A 16,911-nucleotide genomic window follows, 5' to 3' on the forward strand; every position below is an offset into this window, starting at 1 on the left:
AGCACAATCGCGTCTGCCAGATCATAGACGTCGATGTAGCTCCACAGATTCGGGCTGAGCACCGCGGCGTCGCGCACCTGCGGCCCAAGGTTCTGCTCGTAGTTGCCTTCGTTCTGAACCCAGCTCGGGCGCAGGGAGATGCAACGGATGTCCGACCGCTCGACCGCAGCGTTCATCAGCTGTTCGCCGAAGTGCTTGGACAGGGCGTAGGGATCCTGCGGGTGGACCGGGTGTTCCTCGTCGACCGGGGCGTAGTCGGGCAGGAAATCCCGCTCCGGGAAGAAGAAACCGGGGACCGTCTCGCTCGAGATGTTGACGAAGCGCTTCACCCCGAACCGGACGGCCGCTTCGAGAACGTTGAAAGTGGCCATCAGGTTCGTGCGGAACACGACATGCGCGGGGTTTCCGGTTGGCTCCGGGATCGCAGCCACGTGCACGACGGCATCGACGCCGCTCACGACGGCGAACGCCTCTCCGGCATCCGTCAGGTCGGCCATCTGGTAGCGGGCCGTTCCTTCGGCGCGTCGCTCAAATCCGGGGCGGGTCAAGTCCGTCGCGAGGACGTCGTGACCGGCGTCCAGCAGGGCCTGGGTGGCGGCACGGCCGACCTTACCGTGGGCTCCGGTGATAAGTACCTTCATGATTGCTCCTTCTGTGCTGCAGTGTTATGCGCGTCCGTTTGACGCGCTGTTGTGATCTGTGCGACCTGGCCGCCCACGCCAACAGGTTCATTCGCGGGCGGCTGCACGGCGTCGAGTCCATCGCCCAGCACTAGCACGGGCACCTCCTAGGCAGCGGAGGCGTGCCCGACGAGTCCCTTCCGCACGATCACGCAGCCGTAGGTGCGCGTTTCGCCGGTGCGGATGATGACGTAGGCGCTGTCGGCGGCATCGTAGAAGGCATACCGGTCGAGGAAACGGCTCCCCTGGGCAGTGACGCCGGCGGCGGTCAGGAGCTGCTCTTGCACCTCGAGCAGCGATCCATCGGCCGAAGTCATTAGGTCGACGGCGGGGGTGTCATCGAGCGGAAGCACGCTGCGCACCGCCTCGAGCACGTCGGGCGATGATGTGCCCGGCATGGAGACGAGGCGTCGGGCCAGGCGCGAAGCAGGGAAGTGGGCGTCGACGATCAAGGCGGTGTCCGAGTGCCCCATCTCGTCGAGGTGCTTGAGCAGCTCTCCGGTCAGGAGCGGGTTGATTCCCTGCAGCATGGCGGCTTCCTTTCGTGTGGTCGTTCGGCGTGGTCAGGGGCGAGGCGGCGGCGCATCGGGGAGCCCGTAGACGCGAGTGGCCGTGCCGGACAGGATGTTCTCCTGTTCGGCCGGGGCCAGCTCTCCGATCAGTTCCGAAGCGACCTGCCAGGTGGGCTGGTAGCCGCCAACGGGCACGGTCAGCGGCCAGTCGCCGCCGTACATGAGGCGCCCCGGGCCGAACAACTCGAGTGCTGTGTCCCAGACCTGCCGGAGGGCATCGGCCGTGAACGGGGCATCCGTGACGTGGAGCCCGGAGAGTTTGGCGACGGTGTTCGGGTTCGCGGCCACCCCGGCCACGGCCGTCCTCCACGCCTCCATGCCGTCCCGGCCGCGCGGCGGTTTGCCCAGGTGGTCGATCACCAGCGTGAGGACAGGCAGGTCGCGGGCAAGCCGCTCGGTCTGGCCGAGGTGGCGCGGCCAGGCGTCGTGCACATCGAACGGGAGACCGCGTCGCGCCAGTTCCGCGAGGGAGGAGCGCACGCTCGAACGGTCGAGGAAATCCGCCCGCGGGTCGTCGTTGATCAAGTGACGCACGCCGCAGAACGCGGGATGCTGCAGCCACCGATCGAGGTCCCGGCCGGCGGCGAGGGGATCGTCGAGCCGGATCCAGCCCACCACGCCGAGCGCCCACGGGTGGGCGGAGGCGACGTCGAGCAGGTACTGGGTGTCGACCTCGGTATCTTCCGCCTGCACGAGCACGGCGCCCGCCATGCCGGCCGCCTCCAGTTCGGCAGCCGCCTCTTCCGGCGACCAGCTGGCGTGCAGGACGCCCATTTCCGGGCCGAGCCAGGCGTAGTCGCTCACCGCCAGGTCCCAGAGGTGCAGGTGGGCGTCGATGCGGCGCGGCTCGGCGCTCATGCGGGGATGAGTTTCTTCCGGGCGAGCGCCTGCCACAGCTGCTCGGGGATACTCACCCGCATGTGCTCGGCGTTCTGATGCAGCTGCTCGGGGCGGCTCCCGCCGACCACGATGGTGCGTACCGTGTCGTCGCGCAGGGTGTACTGCAGTGCGGCAGCGGGGAGCGAGACCCCGAAGTCCCGGCAGACGGCAGCGATCGCCTGCACCCGGGCGAGCACCTCGGCCGGCGCCTGCCCGTAGTCGTACCGCGCCCCCGCCCCGGGGTTGTCGGTCGCGAGCATCCCGGAGTTGAAAACGGAGGCGTTGACAATGCCGACGCCGTGCGCCCGGCAGGCCGGGATCACCTCGGCCAGCGCAGGCTGTTCGGCGAGCGTGAAGCGACCGGCCACCATGAGGAGGTCGAGCAGATCGGTCTCCACCGAAGCCAGTAGTGCGTTCGTGTCCATCGACCCCACCCCGATGGCGTCGACGAGCCCGTGCTCGCGCAGCCCGGCCAGCGCCGGCAGGGCGGACTCGAGCCCCTCCCGCAGGCTGTGGCGCTCCGGGTCGTGCAGGAACAGCACATCGAACCGGTCGAGCCCCGTGCGCGCCAGCGATTCCTCGACGCTCTGCCGGATGCCGGCGGCCGAGAAGTCCCAGACCCGCCGGGTGTCGGCCGGCACCGCGAAGTCATGCGCCAGGTCCAGCGTGCCGGCCCCCTCCGGGTTCGGCCGCAGCAGGCGCCCCACCTTGGTCGACACCAGGTATTCGCCCCGCGGCTTGCTCGCCAGGAAAGCGCCGAGGCGGCGCTCCGACAGGCCCAGCCCGTAGTGCGGGGCCGTGTCGAAATACCGGATTCCCTCATCCCAGGCTGCCTGCAGAACCGCCCAGGCCTCGTCATCCGTCAGCGCCCGGTAGAGGTTGCCCACATTGGCGGCGCCGTAGCCCAGGCGCGGGAGTGCCAGATCAGTCATGTCCGGGGAAAGCGTACTCGGCGCGACTGGACGCGTGCATCTCGGTGCCGGCGCCGGGCGCCACCGGCGCCCGGTAGGCGCCCCGCCGCACCATCGCGGGCGTCACGAAGTGTTCGTGCAGGTGGTCGACGTATTCGATGACTCGTTGCTCGGTCGTGCCGGAGACGGCAACGAAATCGAACATGGAGAGGTGCTGCACCGCCTCGCACAGGCCGACACCGCCGGCGTGCGGGCAGACGGGAACGCCGAATTTTGCCGCGAGCAGCAGGATGGCGATGTTCTCGTTCACCCCGCCGACCCGGGTGGCGTCGATCTGCAGCACCTGGAGGGCGTCGGCCTGAAGGAACTGTTTGAACATGATCCGGTTGGCCATGTGTTCCCCCGTCGCGACCGGAATGGGCGCGACACCGCGGGCGATCGCTGCGTGGGCGAGGATGTCGTCGGGGCTGGTGGGCTCCTCGATCCAGGCGACGTCGAATTCGGCCAGGCGTGCCATCCACTCGATCGCCTCGTCGACGCCCCAGCGCTGGTTGGCGTCGGTGCCGATGCGGATGTCCGGGCCGACCGTTTCCCGGGCGATGCGCATCCGGCGGATGTCGTCGTCGACGTTGGCGCCCACCTTGAGCTTGATCATCGAGAAACCGTCCGCGACCGCTTCCCCGGCCAGCCGCGCCAGCTTCTCGTCGCTGTAGCCCAGCCAGCCGGGCGTCGTCGTGTATGCGGGATAACCGGATGCCAGCAGCTCGGTTTCCCGCGCCGCCCGGCCGGGCGCCGCCGCACGGAGAATACCGAGGGCGTCCTCCGGGGTGAGGGCATCGGTGAGGTACCGGAAGTCGATCAGCTCGACGAGCTGCTCCGGTGTCATGCGGGACAGGAGCTGCCAGAGCGGAAGGCCGGCGCGTTTGGCTTTGAGGTCCCAGAGCGCGTTCACGACCGCGCCGATGGCCATGTGCATGACGCCCTTCTCCGGGCCGAGCCAACGCAGCTGCGAATCCCAGACGAAGCCGCGCCAGGTTTCCCCCATGTTGCCCAAAAGGTCTTCGACATTTCGGCCAACGAGGTGGTCGGCGAGCGCACGGATGCCGGCCACCTGCACCTCGTTGCCGCGACCGATCGTGAAGACGAAGCCGTGGCCCTCCAGGTCGTCATCCGCGTCGGTGACGATGCGCAGGTACGCGGCCGAGTAGTCGGGGTCGGGATTCATGGCGTCCGACCCGTCCAGCGAGGTCGAGGTCGGGAAGCGCACGTCGCTGGTCTCCAGCGCGATAACGGTACTCACAGATGTTTCTCCTTGATCGGCACCCCGAGCCTAAACATCGGATGTATAGAATGTCAATTGGCGATGCGGCCACGTTCATCCGTCCCTGCCGAAATCGCGGCCGGAGAGTTCAGATGTTCGATCACACCAGTCGCCAAAGGAAAGTTGACTCATGAAATTCGCCCGCCTCGGCCCGATCGGCCGCGAGTTGCCCGCCGTGCTCGTTGACGGCCGGTACTTCGACCTCTCGCCGATCGCGCGCGACATCGACGGAGACTTCCTCTCGTCCGGCGGGGTGGAGCGCGTGCGTGAGGCGCTCCGGGCCGGCTCCCTGGCGCCGGTCGCCGGAGCGGGATCGCTGCGCATCGGCGCGCCGATCGCCCGCCCGAGCGCCGTCGTCTGCATCGGCATGAACTACGCGGCGCACGCGGCCGAGTCAGGGTCCACCCCGCCCGATGTGCCGATCATCTTCCTGAAGACCCCCAACACCGTGGTCGGGCCCAACGACGCGGTGGAGATCCCCCGGAACAGCACGAAGACCGACTGGGAGGTGGAACTGGGCATCGTGATCGGCAAGCGCACGTCCTACCTCGCGTCGCCGGCGGAGAGCATCGACCACATCGCCGGATTCGTCACGGCAAACGATCTCTCCGAACGGGACTTCCAGATGGCCGTCTCCGGCGGCCAGTGGTCGAAGGGCAAGTGCGCTCCTGGCTTCAACCCCACCGGACCGTGGCTCGTGACCCCCGATGAGGTCGACTATCAGAACCTGGCTCTGCGGAGCTGGGTCAACGGCGAGGCCAGGCAGGATTCGACCACGGCCGACCAGATCTTCCCGGTGGACTTCGTGGTCTGGCACCTGAGCCAGTACCTGGCGCTCGAGCCCGGAGACCTCGTGTTGACCGGTACGCCGGAGGGAGTTGCCCTGTCCGGTCGGTTCCCCTACCTCGCGGCCGGCGACGTCTGCGAGATCGAGATCGAGGGCCTCGGACGTCAGCGCCAGGAGTTCATCGATGCCACCAACGAAAGGCAGCACCATGAATGAGTTCGAGAACCTCGTCGCCGTCGTCACCGGGGGTGCGTCCGGCATCGGAGCCGCGATCGCCCGTCGGCTGCGGGAGGGCGGTGCGTCCGTCGCCGTGCTCGACCTCCAGCCGGAGGGCGCGGATGCCGCACACTTCGCCGTGCGGGCCAACGTCGCCGACGATGCGTCGGTGCGTGCGGCCATCGCCGCCGTGGCCGCCGAATTCGGGCGAATCGACATCGTGGTAAACAACGCGGGAATCGGCGCGCAGGGCACGGTGGCCGACAACGACGACGACGAATGGGCCCGCGTTCTGAGCATCAACGTCGTCGGGATCGCGCGGGTCTCTCGCGCCGCGCTTCCGTGGCTGCGCCAGTCGCCCTCCGCCGCCATCGTCAACACCGGCTCGATCGCGGCGACGGCCGGCCTGCCCGCGCGCGCCCTCTACAGCGCGTCGAAGGGCGCCGTGCTCGCGCTCACCCGGGCGATGGCCGCCGACCACCTGGGCGAGGGCATCCGGGTCAACAGCGTGAGCCCCGGCACCGCGGACACTCCGTGGATCGGCCGTCTCCTCGAGAAGGCCGACGACCCCGTCGCCGAACGTGCCGCACTCAGCGCCCGCCAGCCGCACGGGCGACTGGTCGCCGCGGATGAGGTCGCCGACGCGGTTGCCTACCTGGCCAGCCCGCGATCCGGCTCGACGACCGGCGTCTCGCTCGAAGTCGACGGCGGCATGCAGAACCTGCGTCTCCGACCCGAGTAGCCCGCGAGGCCCCTTCCCGGGCGAACGCGGCGCGGGTTCGCTCCCCGACGGTCAGTGGATGCGGGTGGCCTGGTTGCGCGCGACCAGGAGCCAGCTGGCCCCCTCGTCGTTCGAGACCCAGCCCTCCCAGGTGTAGGCCTCGGCCGTGATCGACGTGAAGTTCCAGCGGATCAGGCGCCCGTCGGTGCCGGTGCCGTCCTGGCGCAGTCCGTTGCGATGCGGAGTAGCGACGAGGTGGCAGTACTCCCCCAGGACCGGCGAGAAGAAGCTCACCCTCCACGCGCCGGCGTTCGGGTCGTACACCCGGACGGCAGTGGCCACGGTTTCGAATCCGGACGGATGCGTGGCGCTGGCAACGACCTCGACGTCCTGCACGGCGCGGCCGTCCAGGATGAACTGGACAATCCAGGTGAACTCGCGTTCACTCCACTGGCCGCTTTCCTCGTCCAGTCGGGAACTCTTCGTCGACCAGGAGCCAACGAGCTGGCCGAACCGGCGCATCCGGCCGGGGTACTCCGGCGTTGGTCCCGGCGCGATGAGCGCATGGGCGAAGTCGGGCACGGAAGCGGAGGTCATACCCCGATTTTAGCCCGGCCCATGTTGCGTCCGTGTGAACAAGCTACGCGCCGGGCTCGCCGCCGTCCTCGCCCGAGCTGATCCGGCTGACCTGGATCGTCACCCGGTCGACGGCCGGGCCGTCGGCATCCGAGCCGAGGTGACCGGAAATGGCTTCGAGGATGCGCTCGCACACTTCGGCGGCCGGGCTCGCGTCAGAGATTGCGACGCTCACCGCGACGCTGATCCCGCCGCCGGAGTTCCTGACCGCGATCGGTTCCCCGGACGGTTGCCCGATGAGCGTCGCCACGAGGTCCGCGGCCGCGGCGAGGGCGGTCGGGCGCGCGTCGTAGACCTGCACCACCCCGTCGATCGACTTCACCAGTCCGGTCAGTTGCTCATGCAGCTCTGTTGTCGTCATTGGTCCGGCTCCTGCCCGTCGCGGGCGACGGTGACATCGGTAACGGTCACATCGATGGCGGCGAGGGTCAGCTCCGTGTGCCGGCGGAGCGCACCGGCGATGTCCTCGCGGATGCGCTGCGCGGCCGCCGGAATGGGTTCGCCCCAGTAGACGCCGGCCTCCACCGCGACGGTGATCGGGGCGCCGGGCACCGTGACATCGCCGTCGAGCCGGCAGCGGCCGATCAGCGCGCCGGGTACGGAATCTCCGGCCGCACGGATGAGCCCGCGCACGGCCCCTTCCGTGATGCTGAACTCGGCGTTCGGGCTCGGCGACGTGAGCGGAATGGATCTCCCGGCGCGCGCCTCGATGTGGATATTGGTCAGGATGCGCGAGACCCAGCTGTCGTCCCTGGCCGGCTCGGCGTCGGCGTCGGCCTGGAGCAGGCCGCCGGCCACGGCGCGGAACCGGAGCAGCGATTCGAGCGCGAGCTGATGCGCGGGCGAACGGTCCAGCAGCTCCTGCGGGGGCCTTTCGCCCCGGTCCAGGTATTCGCTGAGGTCGGCAATGATGTCTTCCGACTGGTCATGCGCCTCAGTGTTCGGTGTTGTCATCGCCATTCCTCCATTTCTTCCACTAGTTTCCGTCGCGCCCGAGCCAGGTGTCCGCGCACGGTGGAGGGAGGAATCTTGAGTTCTTCCGCAATGTCGTCGTAACTGTAACCACCCATTTCGCGCAGCAGCCAGCACTGACGCTGCGTCTCGCTGAGCCTACCGAGGACGTCTGAGATCTTGTCCCATTGCGAGTCGGCCTCGACGCGATGGTGCGGAGTGTCGGAGTCGGGCGCCTCCACGTCCCAATCCTCGAGCGGCGCGTGATCGCGGCGCGCTCGAATCCGGTCGATGGCCTTGTGGCTCGTGATCCGCATCAACCACGACTTGACCGCGCTCAGGTCTTTCAGGGTCGGCAGCTGGTCCCAGGCGGTGATGAAGGCCTCCTGGACGACGTCGTCGCTCTCACTCGTCGACCCGAGCACGCGGGTCGCATAGGCCCGCATCAGCGGCCCGTGGCGGCGAACCAGCACCTCGAAGGAGCGCACGTCCCCGTCCACGGCGCGGCCCGCGAGCACAGCGTCGGGTGCCTCGACCAGGCGCAGATTGTTGTGTGACTGCGTCATCGGAAACCCCCTTGTCAAACTTTTTCGTGCGCTTCCGTGACGAATGCGCGTCGAGTTGCGTCCTACTAGTGACCATGCGATTCGGTTGCCCGAACTGACTGGTCCCTATTCTTGCAAGGAGTTGAACACAATGGTTGACACCGCACCCACACTCGAAACGAGCGGCGCGATTGCCGGCACAACGGTCATCACCGACAGCGTCATCGCCAAGATCGTCGGCATCACGGCGCGCGAGGTATCCGGCGTGCACACGCTGGCCAACGGCGCGGGCCCCCTCGGCGCCATCCGCGACGCCATCAGCGGCGCCGACCTCGACCAGGGCGTGAGCATCACTGTCGCGGACTCGCAGGTCGCCGTTGACATCTCCCTGGTCGCCGAGTACCCGGTTCCGCTGCACAAGGTCGCCGCCGATGTGCGCGCCGCGGTCATCGCGGCCGTCGAGTCCCTCGTCGAACTGCAGGTCACCGAGGTCAACGTGACCGTCAAAGACGTGCACCTGGTCTCCGACGACGACACCACCGGCAGCGCGAACACACAGGTCGGAGCGTAAACAGGTGATCGAGCAAGAAACGGATCGGGGCACCACCCGGATCAGCGCGCGCGCAGTCACGCGCGTCGCCGCCGCCGTGGCCGCCTCGCATCTCAATCTGGCGCCGGACACGGTCGGTGTCACCCTCGCCCGGCCCGACGGCCGGATCGAACTCACGGTGAGCGCGCCCATCCCGGCCGCCACAATGATCGACCGGGTGCAGGAGCAGATCCGCCAGGAGTCCGGCGACCTCATCGGTTCGACCATCGGCCGTGTCACTGTGCGGCAGAGCAGCGCTCCCCAGGCGGCGGCGCTGGCCGGCACCATCCTGACCCGGGTGCGTTCGCGCTACCGCGAGGATCCCGTTCGCCTTGTGGGTCTCGTTGCGGTCGGCCTCGCCTCGGTCGGCATCGTCGCGGGCATTCTCGCCCGCGCCATCTCGCGCAAATAACTGCCCCCGCCCACTTCCACGGCACGGCCATGTCGGCTGTGCACGACCCCGAGAGAAAGAGAGGCCCCTCATGGGCGCATCAGAAAAGATCAACAACGAAGCCGATGACCTCAAAGGCAAGGCCAAAGAGGGCTTCGGCAAGGCAACCGACGACGACGCAACCGTCGCCGAGGGCAAGGCCGACCAGGCCGGTGCCAACCTGAAGAAGGCCGGCGAAAACGTCAAGGACGCCTTCAAAAAGTAGACGTCTTCCGGCGGTGCCCGGGTTTCCCTGGGGGATTCGGGCCCCGCGACCCGCACAATCACATCACTATCGAACACACATCACTATCGAACAAAGGACACCCACATGGGCTTCATCGCATTCCTCATCCTCGGACTCATTGCCGGCGCGATCGCAAAGGCTATCCTGCCGGGTCGCCAGGGCGGCGGATGGCTCATCACGCTCCTCCTGGGCGTCATCGGCGCGTTCCTCGGCGGATGGCTCGGATCGCTCCTGTTCAACGTGCCGCTGAACGACTTCTTCTCGATCTCCACCTGGCTCCTGGCCATCGGTGGTTCGATCATCGTGCTGCTGGTCTACAGCGCAGTCTTCAACCGCCGCAAGGCGTAACGCCCCGGCCGCACGGCCCGCAAAAAACCGCCGGCGCACCGATACTCTCGGTGCGCCGGCGGGTTTTTTGTCTGCGGTTTCTTGCTGTGGTGCCGGCTACTCGCCGGTGCTGCCGGCGTCGCTCGCACGCACATCCGTGCGGTGGAAACCCTGGAATGAACGCGAGGCGGTCGGCCCGCGCTGGCCCTGGTAGCGGGAGCTGTACTCGCCCGATCCATAGGGTCGCTCGGCGGGCGAGCTCAGCTGGAAGAAGCACAGCTGGCCGATCTTCATTCCCGGCCAGAGCTTGATCGGGAGCGTCGCGACGTTGCTCAGCTCGAGCGTGACGTGGCCGGAGAAGCCGGGGTCGATGAAGCCGGCCGTGGAATGAGTGAGCAAGCCCAGCCGGCCGAGCGAACTCTTGCCCTCGAGTCGGGCGGCCACGTCGTCGGGCAGGCTGATGAGCTCGTAGGTGGAGCCGAGAACGAACTCACCGGGGTGCAGGATGAAAGGTTCGTCCGGCTGAGTCTCGATCAGGCGGGTCAGATCCGGCTGATCCTCGGCGGGGTCGATGTACGGATACTTATGGTTGTCGAACAACCGGAAGTACCGGTCCAGTCGCACGTCGATGCTCGAGGGCTGGATCATCTCCGGCTGGTAGGGGTCCAGACGGATGCGTCCAGCGCCGAGTTCTGCCTTGATGTCGCGGTCCGAGAGAAGCACGATGCCAGCCTACCGGCGCGTACTTGATAAGCTGGCACGGTTCCGGCAGCGACAACGCCGATACGCGGATGTAGTTCAATGGTAGAACTTCAGCTTCCCAAGCTGATAGCGCGGGTTCGATTCCCGTCATCCGCTCACCTGATGCCGGCGCCACCATCCTCGACCCGACCGGTCAGGCGGCGGCGGAAGCTGGCGTCCTCCGTAGTACTGATTTCAACGTCGTACCAGCCGTTGAGTGCCGGCCAGCTGAGCTTCTTCCGCTGTCCGGGCCGCAGGACCTGCGTGTGGGCGTGGCTGACGTACTGCAGGGACGTGAACGTCAGCGTGACGGCAACGGATCCGGTGTTGCTGACTGCGAGTTCCACGTCGCTTGCCTCCCGATTCTCCGTAATGCTGGCATCCACGCCCACAGCGGCCCCTGCGGATGTGCCCGCCAGCTCGTACTGGAAGCCGTTCGGCCCCGAGACGGCGAGGTCGTACTTCCCGTTCTTCACTGGAACGTCCACGCTGAGGTTCTTCAGCACGTCGAAGTGCTGCGGCACGGCATACTCGCCCGCATAGCCGTAGAGCGCGAAGTGCGTGGACCGTGGACCGGTGTTCATCAGCGCCAGCGTCACGTTGCCGGCCGGGTGCGCCTGGGCGGCAACCTTCGGGCGGTAGGGCAACGGGCGAGCCGGACGGGTTCCGGATTCCTGGATTGGTGAGGCCTGGGCCGTCGGCGGGGTGGGATGCCAGCGGGCGATGGCGGCGGGAACCGGGCCGGGGTGATCCACCTCGGGTTGCGTGCCCGCCCTGGTGAAGTCAAAGACACTGGTCAGATCGCCGCAGACGGTGCGCCGCCACGCGGAAATATTCGGTTCCCGAACCCCCGTCCACCGTTCCAGGAAGCGGATCACGGACGTGTGGTCGAAGACTTCTGAGCTGACATAGCCGCCAATAGTCCACGGGGAGACGACGGTCATCGGCACCCGCGGGCCCAGGCCGATGGGCGAGCCGCCAAACCAGTCATCGCCGCTGCCAGACTCCGGTCGTGGCGCAACGGGTGGGGGGACGTGGTCGAAGTAGCCGTCGTTTTCATCAAAGTTCATGAAGAGGGCCGTCGTCGCCCAGGTCTCCGGGTCGCTCGCGATGGTGTCAAGCAGCCGGTAGACGAAGTTCGCGCTGCCTACCGGGGTGGAGGCTCCGGGATGCTCCGAGTCCGCGGCCGAAGGGACGATCCAGCTGACCTCGGGGAGCTCGTTCGCGGCAATATCAGTGCGCATCCGATCGAGCAGAGTATCCGGATTGCCGCGCCACATTGCCTTGTCGAAGAGCGATTTCTCCGCCTCGCTGAGCAGCTCACGGCCCTGGCTGAGTTGGGCCAACAGCCGCTGCTGCTCGGCGGGGGCCTGCGCGGCCAGGCTGTCGTAGAACTCTTCTGTGGTGCGCAGGTGACCGTCCACGGCGGCCAGCATCTTGTGGCCGATCTTCTTGAAGGTCTGGAAGTACTCCACAGCATTGTCGGTGAAGTTGTCCCAGTCCTGGTAAATCCGCCAGGACACCCCGGCCTCCTGTAACCGTTCCGGGTACGTGGTCCAGTCGTAGCCGGCATGGTCATAGTTGTAGGCGGCGTTGGTGACGGCGCGGGAGGCGGAACCCGGCTCATTACCCACCGTTCCGGACCAGAGATAGTTGCGGTTGGGGTTCGTGGATCCGTTGATTGAGCAGTGATAGGCATCGCAGATGGTGAAGGTATCCGCCAGCTCGTACTGCAACGGGATGTCCGCACGTTCGTAGTACGTCATGGTCGACGGGCTCTTGGAGGGGATCCACTTGTCGCACCACCCGTTGCCCCAGGCCGCGGTCGTCCCGGCCCAGGAGTGATCCAACGCGCCCAGATACTGGATATCAGAGGCCGGGCGACCGGCCAGTTCGGCAGCTTTCCGCAACGAGAACGGCAATACGGTCTCGCCGCTGGCCGAGGCTTGTTCGAAAACGGGTTTGCCGCTGGGCAAGCGCAGCGCCGCCTGATCCGCGAAGCCGCGGACTCCGCGCAGGGACCCGAAGTAGTGGTCGAAGGACCTGTTTTCCTGCATCAGCACAATGACGTGCTTGATGGCCTTCAGCCCGCCGGGGCGAATCGGCTGCGCCATCGCCGCCTGCACGGAGGGAGGGAGAAGAGAACTCGCGGTCCCGACTGCCGCAGCGGCTGCCGCAGTGCTCAGAAACCGACGCCGGGAAAAACCTGTGCTGGACATGCGACTGCCTTTCATCGACGTGCAAAGCGGGCGCTGAGTGACTTTCGCACCCCCACGCCAGCTTCGCGTCCGCACCCTGACTGGCAGCAAATGCTAGCTAAACGCGGGATGAACACCCGCGTCAGGCGATCGCCGACCGGGCCGATCTCATCCGTCGGCTAGTCGGTTTCGAAGGCTGGTGCGTCTGCCGGCCACAGTGCTCCACCCATGCCTGTCCGGGCGGTCATCAGGTCCTCGGGGTGTTCGCTTCCGACAATCCATAGGTCACTGCTACGGCCCCGGATTGACCCGCGGCTTCGGGGAAAGCTCGACGCTGTCGCAGGATCATCACGAATGCCGTTCCAATCAGGCCCAGTCCGATGACCTCTCCGCCGAGGACGCCCCACAGGCCGAAGGCGATCTCATAGGTGACCCAGGTGGCCACGCCGAAGAACATCACGGCTTTGACGTGCAGCACGTCGCGAAGCGACAGCGCGGCGATGACGAGCCCCGAACCGAGAATCGGTAGCCACGCGGCCCACCAGGTCGGTATTCCGTTGAGCCCCAGGTAGGCAATCCAGATAGCGGAGATGAACGCCGGGGTCCACCAGAGGCTCCGCGCCCACGCATGGTCGTCAGAGCGGGCAATGATCCAGCCGCGGACAGCGGCGATCGCGGGTATCGCGGCGGTCCCGGGCATGCCCAGGAACAAGTACGAGGCAGTGAGGATGACGGAGGCCACCGCATTCCGGACGACGGTGGTGCGGCGTTGCCTCGACCAGTGCGACCAGAGGATGACGGCGATGCCGACGAAACCGAGGGCCTGACCCGCCCACCACGTCCAGTCCACGCATGCCTCCACGTTGTAGTCGCTATTGCACTTCACTTCGAATACCAGGATCGCTCCCGACGTGCTTCCGGCATCCGGCAGATGGAGGCTGGAGCACGACGGGCGGAATCATCTGAGGAGCTCGCCGGGGGCTCCGCCATCGAGGTCGAAGCGTCGTCCGAGATTTCGTTGTGCCGCCTGGCGCATCACGAGCCCGACGACGGCCGCGTCCACTGCAGACGAGCCGACGGAGTCGAAGACAATCCTGCGGCCACTCCTCCGCGACCCGATTCCTGCTTGGAGCACGGTCCCAATGCTTGAAACCCGCACCATAGAGTCCTCGCCCAGGTAAGCACATTCACCAACCGCCAACGCATCTGAGCGGACGTCCGCGTAGACCTCAGCGGAGTCGAGGACGCCGGGTGCCAGTTCGCGCTTCCCAGCGCTGTCAGCTCCCATCGCCAGTATCACGGCGTCCGGGAGCAGGTCCTCCACGGAGACGAGCGGCGATTGTGAGGGGGTGCACGTGATGACGAGGTCAGCACCGATCACCGTATCCGAAATGGTTCGGCAGGCGCGGTGCTCCACCCGCCCCTGGTACGCGGCCGCCAGATCAATCGCATGCTCGTGCGTGCGGCTCCAGATGCGCACGTCACCCGCGATGCCGAGGTACTCCAGCGCTTCGTCTATTCTTTGCGCCACGGGACCCGCACCAACGAGCGCGACTCGGACCGGCCCCGGGCCCACCAGGGCCCGGGCTGCGACGGCCGCGATGGCCGCGGTGCGCATAGCCGTGAGGTCACCACTGGCCATAACGGCTTGCAGGCGCTGTTTCTCGTAGTCGAAAACCAGGATCGCCCCGGAGGTGCTTCCAGCCTCGGGCCGAAGGTTTGCTTTGACCGAGATTATGGGCGGTTCTGTGAGGGCCCCGGACTTGAGGTGCAGGGACGCCCCTGGCACAACCAGCTGACTGGAGATGCTCGGGAGAACGTCGCCCTCGGCCAGATCGATCAGGGCGCGCTGCGTCGCATCAATCAGTTCAGGCCAGGTCAGCAGGCTGCGGACTTCCTCGCGATCAAGCATCAGGATGGGTTCGGTGCCGGACATAGTTCTCCAATTAGCGTCGGTAGGTGTCACAGGGCGGGGGTGGGTCGCGGCGGACATCACAGGCTGCGCCGCATGGCATCAACTCGGATCCGCTGCACGATCTGGCCGTTGCGGGTGCCGTACACCTCGCGTTGCAGGTCCATCCACACGCAGCTGTGAATGGGCAGGATCCTGACGCGTTCCCCCAATCGCAGATCCTCATCCTCGGCGGCAAGACCGAGTACGGCGTGTTCTTCTGAAACCTGACGAAACCCGCTGCCCGGCCGGTTCACCAAGTGCCCGTGTCCGTGCTGGTCCGTGCGCGCCGTCGTAATGCTCTTGCTGCCGGCATTCAAGGTGGCACGCCCCGGAGCACGGCTGACCACAGTGGCCAGCATGCTGAGTGCGAGCTGATCTGGCGTGCACGCGTACCGTCCCAGCGTGCGCAGGTCATTGAAGACGTATGTCCCGGGCCGAACCTCGGTGATTCCGTCGTCAGCGGACAGATACGGCGTCGTCACGGTGGAGCCCGCGCTGACGACATCAACCTGGAGCCCGTGGGCCTCGAGCCCTTCCCGGGCGCGCTGCATGGCACGTACCTCATCACGAGCCACCTGCTCGATGCCCTGCTGGTCCACCGCCTGGTGCGCTTGCCCGGCGTGGGTGAGGATGCCCCGCACGCGCAGGCCCGGGAGCCTGTCGACTTCGGCGGCCAGGGCGCCAGCGAGTTCGGGCAGGACCCCGGCCCGATGCATACCGGAGTCGATTTCAATGAGCACCGGAAGCTCACGACCGACCGAAGTGGCGATCCTGCTGTATCCCCTCGCGACATCGATCGAATCAGCAACGACCGTCAGCGCCCCCGCGTCCACGAGCGGCGCGAGACGGCGGAGCTTGGCCTCTCCGAAGACCGGGTAGGCCAGCAGCAGGTCCCGGACGCCATGCCGCCACATGACCTCTGCCTCGCCGACCGTCGCCAGGCACAGTCCCGTCGCACCGGCGGCCAGCTGCAGGTCTGCGATGAACGTACTCTTGTGGCTTTTGGCGTGGGGACGCAAGGCCATGCCCCGACGTGTCGCAAAGTCAGCCATGGACGCGATGTTTCTTTCCAACACGTGCAGGTCGACGAGGAGCGCGGGCGTATCGAGCAATTCACTCTCGAGGTCGAGAGGCAGCTGCGCTTGCGGATCGAGCGCCAGCAGTTCCTCTGGGTGAGCGAGATGCGTGGTGGTCGTCATAGTTGTCTGCCTAAGTGGGGCACTGCTGCCGCGTTTGCGGCGCTGGTGCGGGTTTGGATGGGATTCGGGTTGCTTAGAGAACGCGCACGGCGTCCAGGAGCGCAGGGAGTTCCACCCAGACCTTGTCGGGAATCTCGAAGTTGAGCGCCTCCCAGCAGCCCACGACCTCCGATGCGGTGGCCGCGCCAACGAGCGTGCAGTCGAAGCGAGGCTGCTGCAGGCTGAATTGGAGGGCGAGGGCGAGGACTGGTACGCCGCGTTCGTCACACCACGCGTGGACCTGTTTGGCCGCCTGAACCTCCGCCGCCGGCGGGGTCCACCGCTCGGTGCCGACGCTTTCCGGGTCGCGACCGGAGAGAAGACCCATGGCCAGGGCCGCACCGTTCACCAGGCCCAGCCCACGCGCCTCTGCCAGAGCGAAGATGTCGTCCGCATTCTGACGCAGCAAAGTGTAGTCATTGACCATCATGCAGACGTCAAGATGGCCGCTGTCCACCGCCTGGCGGTGCAGATCATGGTCCTGCACGCCAATGCCAATGGAGCGGATGACGCCTTCCGCCTTGAGCGCCACAAGCGCCTCCATCGCGCCCCCCGGCGCCAACGCGGCAGCCAGCTGGTCAGGCTCGGGCTCATGAATGTGACAAAGATCGAGATAGTCCACGCCGAGGACCTCCAGGCTGCGGGCGACGGTCCATCGCGCCGCTTCTGCGGAGTAGTCACCCGGCTTCTGCGGGTGGGTACCGACCTTGCTGGAGATGTAGTAGCTGTCACGGGGAACCCCGCGAAGCGCCAGCCCCATCCGGCGTTCGGCCTCGCCGTACTTGGGGGACGTGTCCAGGTAGTTCATGCCAAGTTCGAGGGCCTTTTCAACTGCGGCGACGCCGTCCGCGTCTCCGACCGGCCCGAAAATTCCGCCCAAACCCGCGCCGCCAAGGCTGACTGCGGTGACCTTCATGTGCGTATTGCCGAGTTGGCGCAGCTCCAGGGGGTTAATGATGCTCACGGTG

Annotated in this window: 21 protein-coding genes and 1 tRNA gene; 7 read left to right on the top strand and 15 right to left on the bottom strand. The window is 66.9% G+C overall.

Annotated features, from left to right (window positions below; all coding sequences use genetic code 11):
• The 5 genes from BLQ39_RS13595 to BLQ39_RS13615 form a co-directional block, all read right to left on the bottom strand.
• A partial coding sequence (locus BLQ39_RS13595; RefSeq protein ID WP_092324735.1) for an NAD-dependent epimerase/dehydratase family protein occupies window positions 1–641 on the bottom strand: 641 nt, incomplete at its 3' end.
• A gap of 146 nt (window positions 642–787) precedes the next feature.
• Window positions 788–1,210 (bottom strand): RbsD/FucU family protein, encoded by a 423-nt coding sequence (locus tag BLQ39_RS13600; RefSeq protein WP_092324737.1) that lies wholly within the window; start codon window positions 1,208–1,210, stop codon window positions 788–790.
• 33 nt (window positions 1,211–1,243) lie between these two features.
• The gene (locus BLQ39_RS13605; protein ID WP_092324739.1) at window positions 1,244–2,110 is read right to left on the bottom strand and encodes an amidohydrolase family protein; all 867 of its coding nucleotides are present in this window, start codon (window positions 2,108–2,110) and stop codon (window positions 1,244–1,246) included.
• A complete protein-coding gene (locus BLQ39_RS13610; protein WP_092324740.1) occupies window positions 2,107–3,063 on the bottom strand; it encodes an aldo/keto reductase in 957 nt (318 codons plus the stop codon). The genes BLQ39_RS13605 and BLQ39_RS13610 overlap by 4 nt, the downstream gene beginning before the upstream one ends.
• On the bottom strand, window positions 3,056–4,342 hold the full coding sequence (locus BLQ39_RS13615) for an enolase C-terminal domain-like protein (protein ID WP_092324742.1): 1,287 nt from the start codon (window positions 4,340–4,342) through the stop codon (window positions 3,056–3,058). The genes BLQ39_RS13610 and BLQ39_RS13615 overlap by 8 nt, the downstream gene beginning before the upstream one ends.
• A gap of 151 nt (window positions 4,343–4,493) precedes the next feature.
• On the opposite strand from BLQ39_RS13615, the gene BLQ39_RS13620 reads away from it, so the two are divergent.
• Both BLQ39_RS13620 and BLQ39_RS13625 read left to right on the top strand, forming a co-directional pair.
• Window positions 4,494–5,366 (top strand): fumarylacetoacetate hydrolase family protein, encoded by an 873-nt coding sequence (locus BLQ39_RS13620; protein WP_092324744.1) that lies wholly within the window; start codon window positions 4,494–4,496, stop codon window positions 5,364–5,366.
• Window positions 5,359–6,108 (top strand): SDR family NAD(P)-dependent oxidoreductase, encoded by a 750-nt coding sequence (locus BLQ39_RS13625; protein WP_092324746.1) that lies wholly within the window; start codon window positions 5,359–5,361, stop codon window positions 6,106–6,108. Before BLQ39_RS13620 ends, BLQ39_RS13625 begins: the two co-directional genes overlap by 8 nt.
• Before the next feature lie 51 nt (window positions 6,109–6,159).
• Here the strand turns inward: BLQ39_RS13625 and BLQ39_RS13630 are convergent, their stop codons facing one another.
• Genes BLQ39_RS13630 through BLQ39_RS13645 form a run of 4 tightly spaced genes read right to left on the bottom strand, consistent with a single transcriptional unit; the run spans window position 6,160 to window position 8,240 of the window.
• Window positions 6,160–6,684: a hypothetical protein gene (locus BLQ39_RS13630; protein WP_092324748.1), complete on the bottom strand. Its 525-nt coding sequence runs from the start codon at window positions 6,682–6,684 to the stop codon at window positions 6,160–6,162.
• Between the two features lie 43 nt (window positions 6,685–6,727).
• A complete protein-coding gene (locus BLQ39_RS13635) occupies window positions 6,728–7,084 on the bottom strand; it encodes a hypothetical protein (RefSeq protein ID WP_092324750.1) in 357 nt (118 codons plus the stop codon).
• On the bottom strand, window positions 7,081–7,677 hold the full coding sequence (locus BLQ39_RS13640; protein ID WP_092324818.1) for an Asp23/Gls24 family envelope stress response protein: 597 nt from the start codon (window positions 7,675–7,677) through the stop codon (window positions 7,081–7,083). The genes BLQ39_RS13635 and BLQ39_RS13640 overlap by 4 nt, the downstream gene beginning before the upstream one ends.
• On the bottom strand, window positions 7,674–8,240 hold the full coding sequence (locus BLQ39_RS13645) for an RNA polymerase sigma factor (RefSeq protein ID WP_092324752.1): 567 nt from the start codon (window positions 8,238–8,240) through the stop codon (window positions 7,674–7,676). Before BLQ39_RS13645 ends, BLQ39_RS13640 begins: the two co-directional genes overlap by 4 nt.
• Before the next feature lie 130 nt (window positions 8,241–8,370).
• On the opposite strand from BLQ39_RS13645, the gene BLQ39_RS13650 reads away from it, so the two are divergent.
• The 4 genes from BLQ39_RS13650 (at window position 8,371) to BLQ39_RS13665 (ending at window position 9,833) form a co-directional block, all read left to right on the top strand.
• Window positions 8,371–8,790 carry an Asp23/Gls24 family envelope stress response protein gene (locus BLQ39_RS13650; RefSeq protein WP_092324754.1) on the top strand — a complete coding sequence of 140 codons (420 nt, stop codon included), beginning with the start codon at window positions 8,371–8,373 and terminating at the stop codon, window positions 8,788–8,790.
• Window positions 8,791–8,794: 4 nt separating this feature from the next.
• Complete coding sequence (locus BLQ39_RS13655) at window positions 8,795–9,220, top strand: hypothetical protein (protein WP_092324756.1); 426 nt, start codon at window positions 8,795–8,797, stop codon at window positions 9,218–9,220.
• A gap of 70 nt (window positions 9,221–9,290) precedes the next feature.
• Window positions 9,291–9,464 carry a CsbD family protein gene (locus BLQ39_RS13660; protein ID WP_092324758.1) on the top strand — a complete coding sequence of 58 codons (174 nt, stop codon included), beginning with the start codon at window positions 9,291–9,293 and terminating at the stop codon, window positions 9,462–9,464.
• A 105-nt stretch (window positions 9,465–9,569) separates the two neighbouring features.
• Complete coding sequence (locus tag BLQ39_RS13665) at window positions 9,570–9,833, top strand: GlsB/YeaQ/YmgE family stress response membrane protein (protein ID WP_092324760.1); 264 nt, start codon at window positions 9,570–9,572, stop codon at window positions 9,831–9,833.
• Window positions 9,834–9,929: 96 nt separating this feature from the next.
• Here the strand turns inward: BLQ39_RS13665 and dcd are convergent, their stop codons facing one another.
• A complete protein-coding gene (gene dcd, locus BLQ39_RS13670; protein ID WP_092324762.1) occupies window positions 9,930–10,535 on the bottom strand; it encodes a dCTP deaminase in 606 nt (201 codons plus the stop codon).
• 64 nt (window positions 10,536–10,599) lie between these two features.
• Here dcd and BLQ39_RS13675 point away from each other — a divergent pair.
• Window positions 10,600–10,670 (top strand) — tRNA-Gly (locus tag BLQ39_RS13675).
• Here BLQ39_RS13675 and BLQ39_RS13680 read toward each other — a convergent pair.
• From BLQ39_RS13680 to BLQ39_RS13700, 5 genes are all read right to left on the bottom strand, one after another.
• Window positions 10,670–12,787 carry a phosphocholine-specific phospholipase C gene (locus tag BLQ39_RS13680; protein ID WP_092324764.1) on the bottom strand — a complete coding sequence of 706 codons (2,118 nt, stop codon included), beginning with the start codon at window positions 12,785–12,787 and terminating at the stop codon, window positions 10,670–10,672. The two genes, BLQ39_RS13675 and BLQ39_RS13680, sit on opposite strands and share 1 nt — an antisense overlap.
• A gap of 211 nt (window positions 12,788–12,998) precedes the next feature.
• Window positions 12,999–13,601 carry a YgjV family protein gene (locus BLQ39_RS13685; protein WP_166784415.1) on the bottom strand — a complete coding sequence of 201 codons (603 nt, stop codon included), beginning with the start codon at window positions 13,599–13,601 and terminating at the stop codon, window positions 12,999–13,001.
• A gap of 108 nt (window positions 13,602–13,709) precedes the next feature.
• Complete coding sequence (locus tag BLQ39_RS13690; RefSeq protein ID WP_166784416.1) at window positions 13,710–14,687, bottom strand: ornithine cyclodeaminase family protein; 978 nt, start codon at window positions 14,685–14,687, stop codon at window positions 13,710–13,712.
• Window positions 14,688–14,743: 56 nt separating this feature from the next.
• Complete coding sequence (locus BLQ39_RS13695) at window positions 14,744–15,904, bottom strand: D-TA family PLP-dependent enzyme (RefSeq protein ID WP_092324770.1); 1,161 nt, start codon at window positions 15,902–15,904, stop codon at window positions 14,744–14,746.
• Window positions 15,905–15,977: 73 nt separating this feature from the next.
• Window positions 15,978–16,907: an aldo/keto reductase gene (locus BLQ39_RS13700; RefSeq protein WP_166784417.1), complete on the bottom strand. Its 930-nt coding sequence runs from the start codon at window positions 16,905–16,907 to the stop codon at window positions 15,978–15,980.
• Window positions 16,908–16,911: the final 4 nt, after the last annotated feature.

This window comes from Cryobacterium psychrotolerans, assembly GCF_900101115.1.
In the GTDB taxonomy this organism is placed as follows: Bacteria; Actinomycetota; Actinomycetes; order Actinomycetales; family Microbacteriaceae; genus Cryobacterium; species Cryobacterium psychrotolerans.

What these genes read in the sequence shown, in the direction of transcription:
- BLQ39_RS13640 (WP_092324818.1), bottom strand. Translation starts at nt 7,677, where the DNA reads ATGACAACACCGAACACTGAGGCGCATGACCAGTCGGAAGACATCATT.
- BLQ39_RS13680 (WP_092324764.1), bottom strand. Translation starts at nt 12,787, where the DNA reads ATGAAAGGCAGTCGCATGTCCAGCACAGGTTTTTCCCGGCGTCGGTTT.
- BLQ39_RS13605 (WP_092324739.1), bottom strand. Translation starts at nt 2,110, where the DNA reads ATGAGCGCCGAGCCGCGCCGCATCGACGCCCACCTGCACCTCTGGGAC.
- BLQ39_RS13630 (WP_092324748.1), bottom strand. Translation starts at nt 6,684, where the DNA reads ATGACCTCCGCTTCCGTGCCCGACTTCGCCCATGCGCTCATCGCGCCG.
- BLQ39_RS13635 (WP_092324750.1), bottom strand. Translation starts at nt 7,084, where the DNA reads ATGACGACAACAGAGCTGCATGAGCAACTGACCGGACTGGTGAAGTCG.
- BLQ39_RS13690 (WP_166784416.1), bottom strand. Translation starts at nt 14,687, where the DNA reads ATGTCCGGCACCGAACCCATCCTGATGCTTGATCGCGAGGAAGTCCGC.
- BLQ39_RS13620 (WP_092324744.1), top strand. Translation starts at nt 4,494, where the DNA reads ATGAAATTCGCCCGCCTCGGCCCGATCGGCCGCGAGTTGCCCGCCGTG.
- BLQ39_RS13695 (WP_092324770.1), bottom strand. Translation starts at nt 15,904, where the DNA reads ATGACGACCACCACGCATCTCGCTCACCCAGAGGAACTGCTGGCGCTC.
- BLQ39_RS13660 (WP_092324758.1), top strand. Translation starts at nt 9,291, where the DNA reads ATGGGCGCATCAGAAAAGATCAACAACGAAGCCGATGACCTCAAAGGC.
- BLQ39_RS13645 (WP_092324752.1), bottom strand. Translation starts at nt 8,240, where the DNA reads ATGACGCAGTCACACAACAATCTGCGCCTGGTCGAGGCACCCGACGCT.
- BLQ39_RS13665 (WP_092324760.1), top strand. Translation starts at nt 9,570, where the DNA reads ATGGGCTTCATCGCATTCCTCATCCTCGGACTCATTGCCGGCGCGATC.
- BLQ39_RS13610 (WP_092324740.1), bottom strand. Translation starts at nt 3,063, where the DNA reads ATGACTGATCTGGCACTCCCGCGCCTGGGCTACGGCGCCGCCAATGTG.
- BLQ39_RS13650 (WP_092324754.1), top strand. Translation starts at nt 8,371, where the DNA reads ATGGTTGACACCGCACCCACACTCGAAACGAGCGGCGCGATTGCCGGC.
- BLQ39_RS13600 (WP_092324737.1), bottom strand. Translation starts at nt 1,210, where the DNA reads ATGCTGCAGGGAATCAACCCGCTCCTGACCGGAGAGCTGCTCAAGCAC.
- BLQ39_RS13625 (WP_092324746.1), top strand. Translation starts at nt 5,359, where the DNA reads ATGAATGAGTTCGAGAACCTCGTCGCCGTCGTCACCGGGGGTGCGTCC.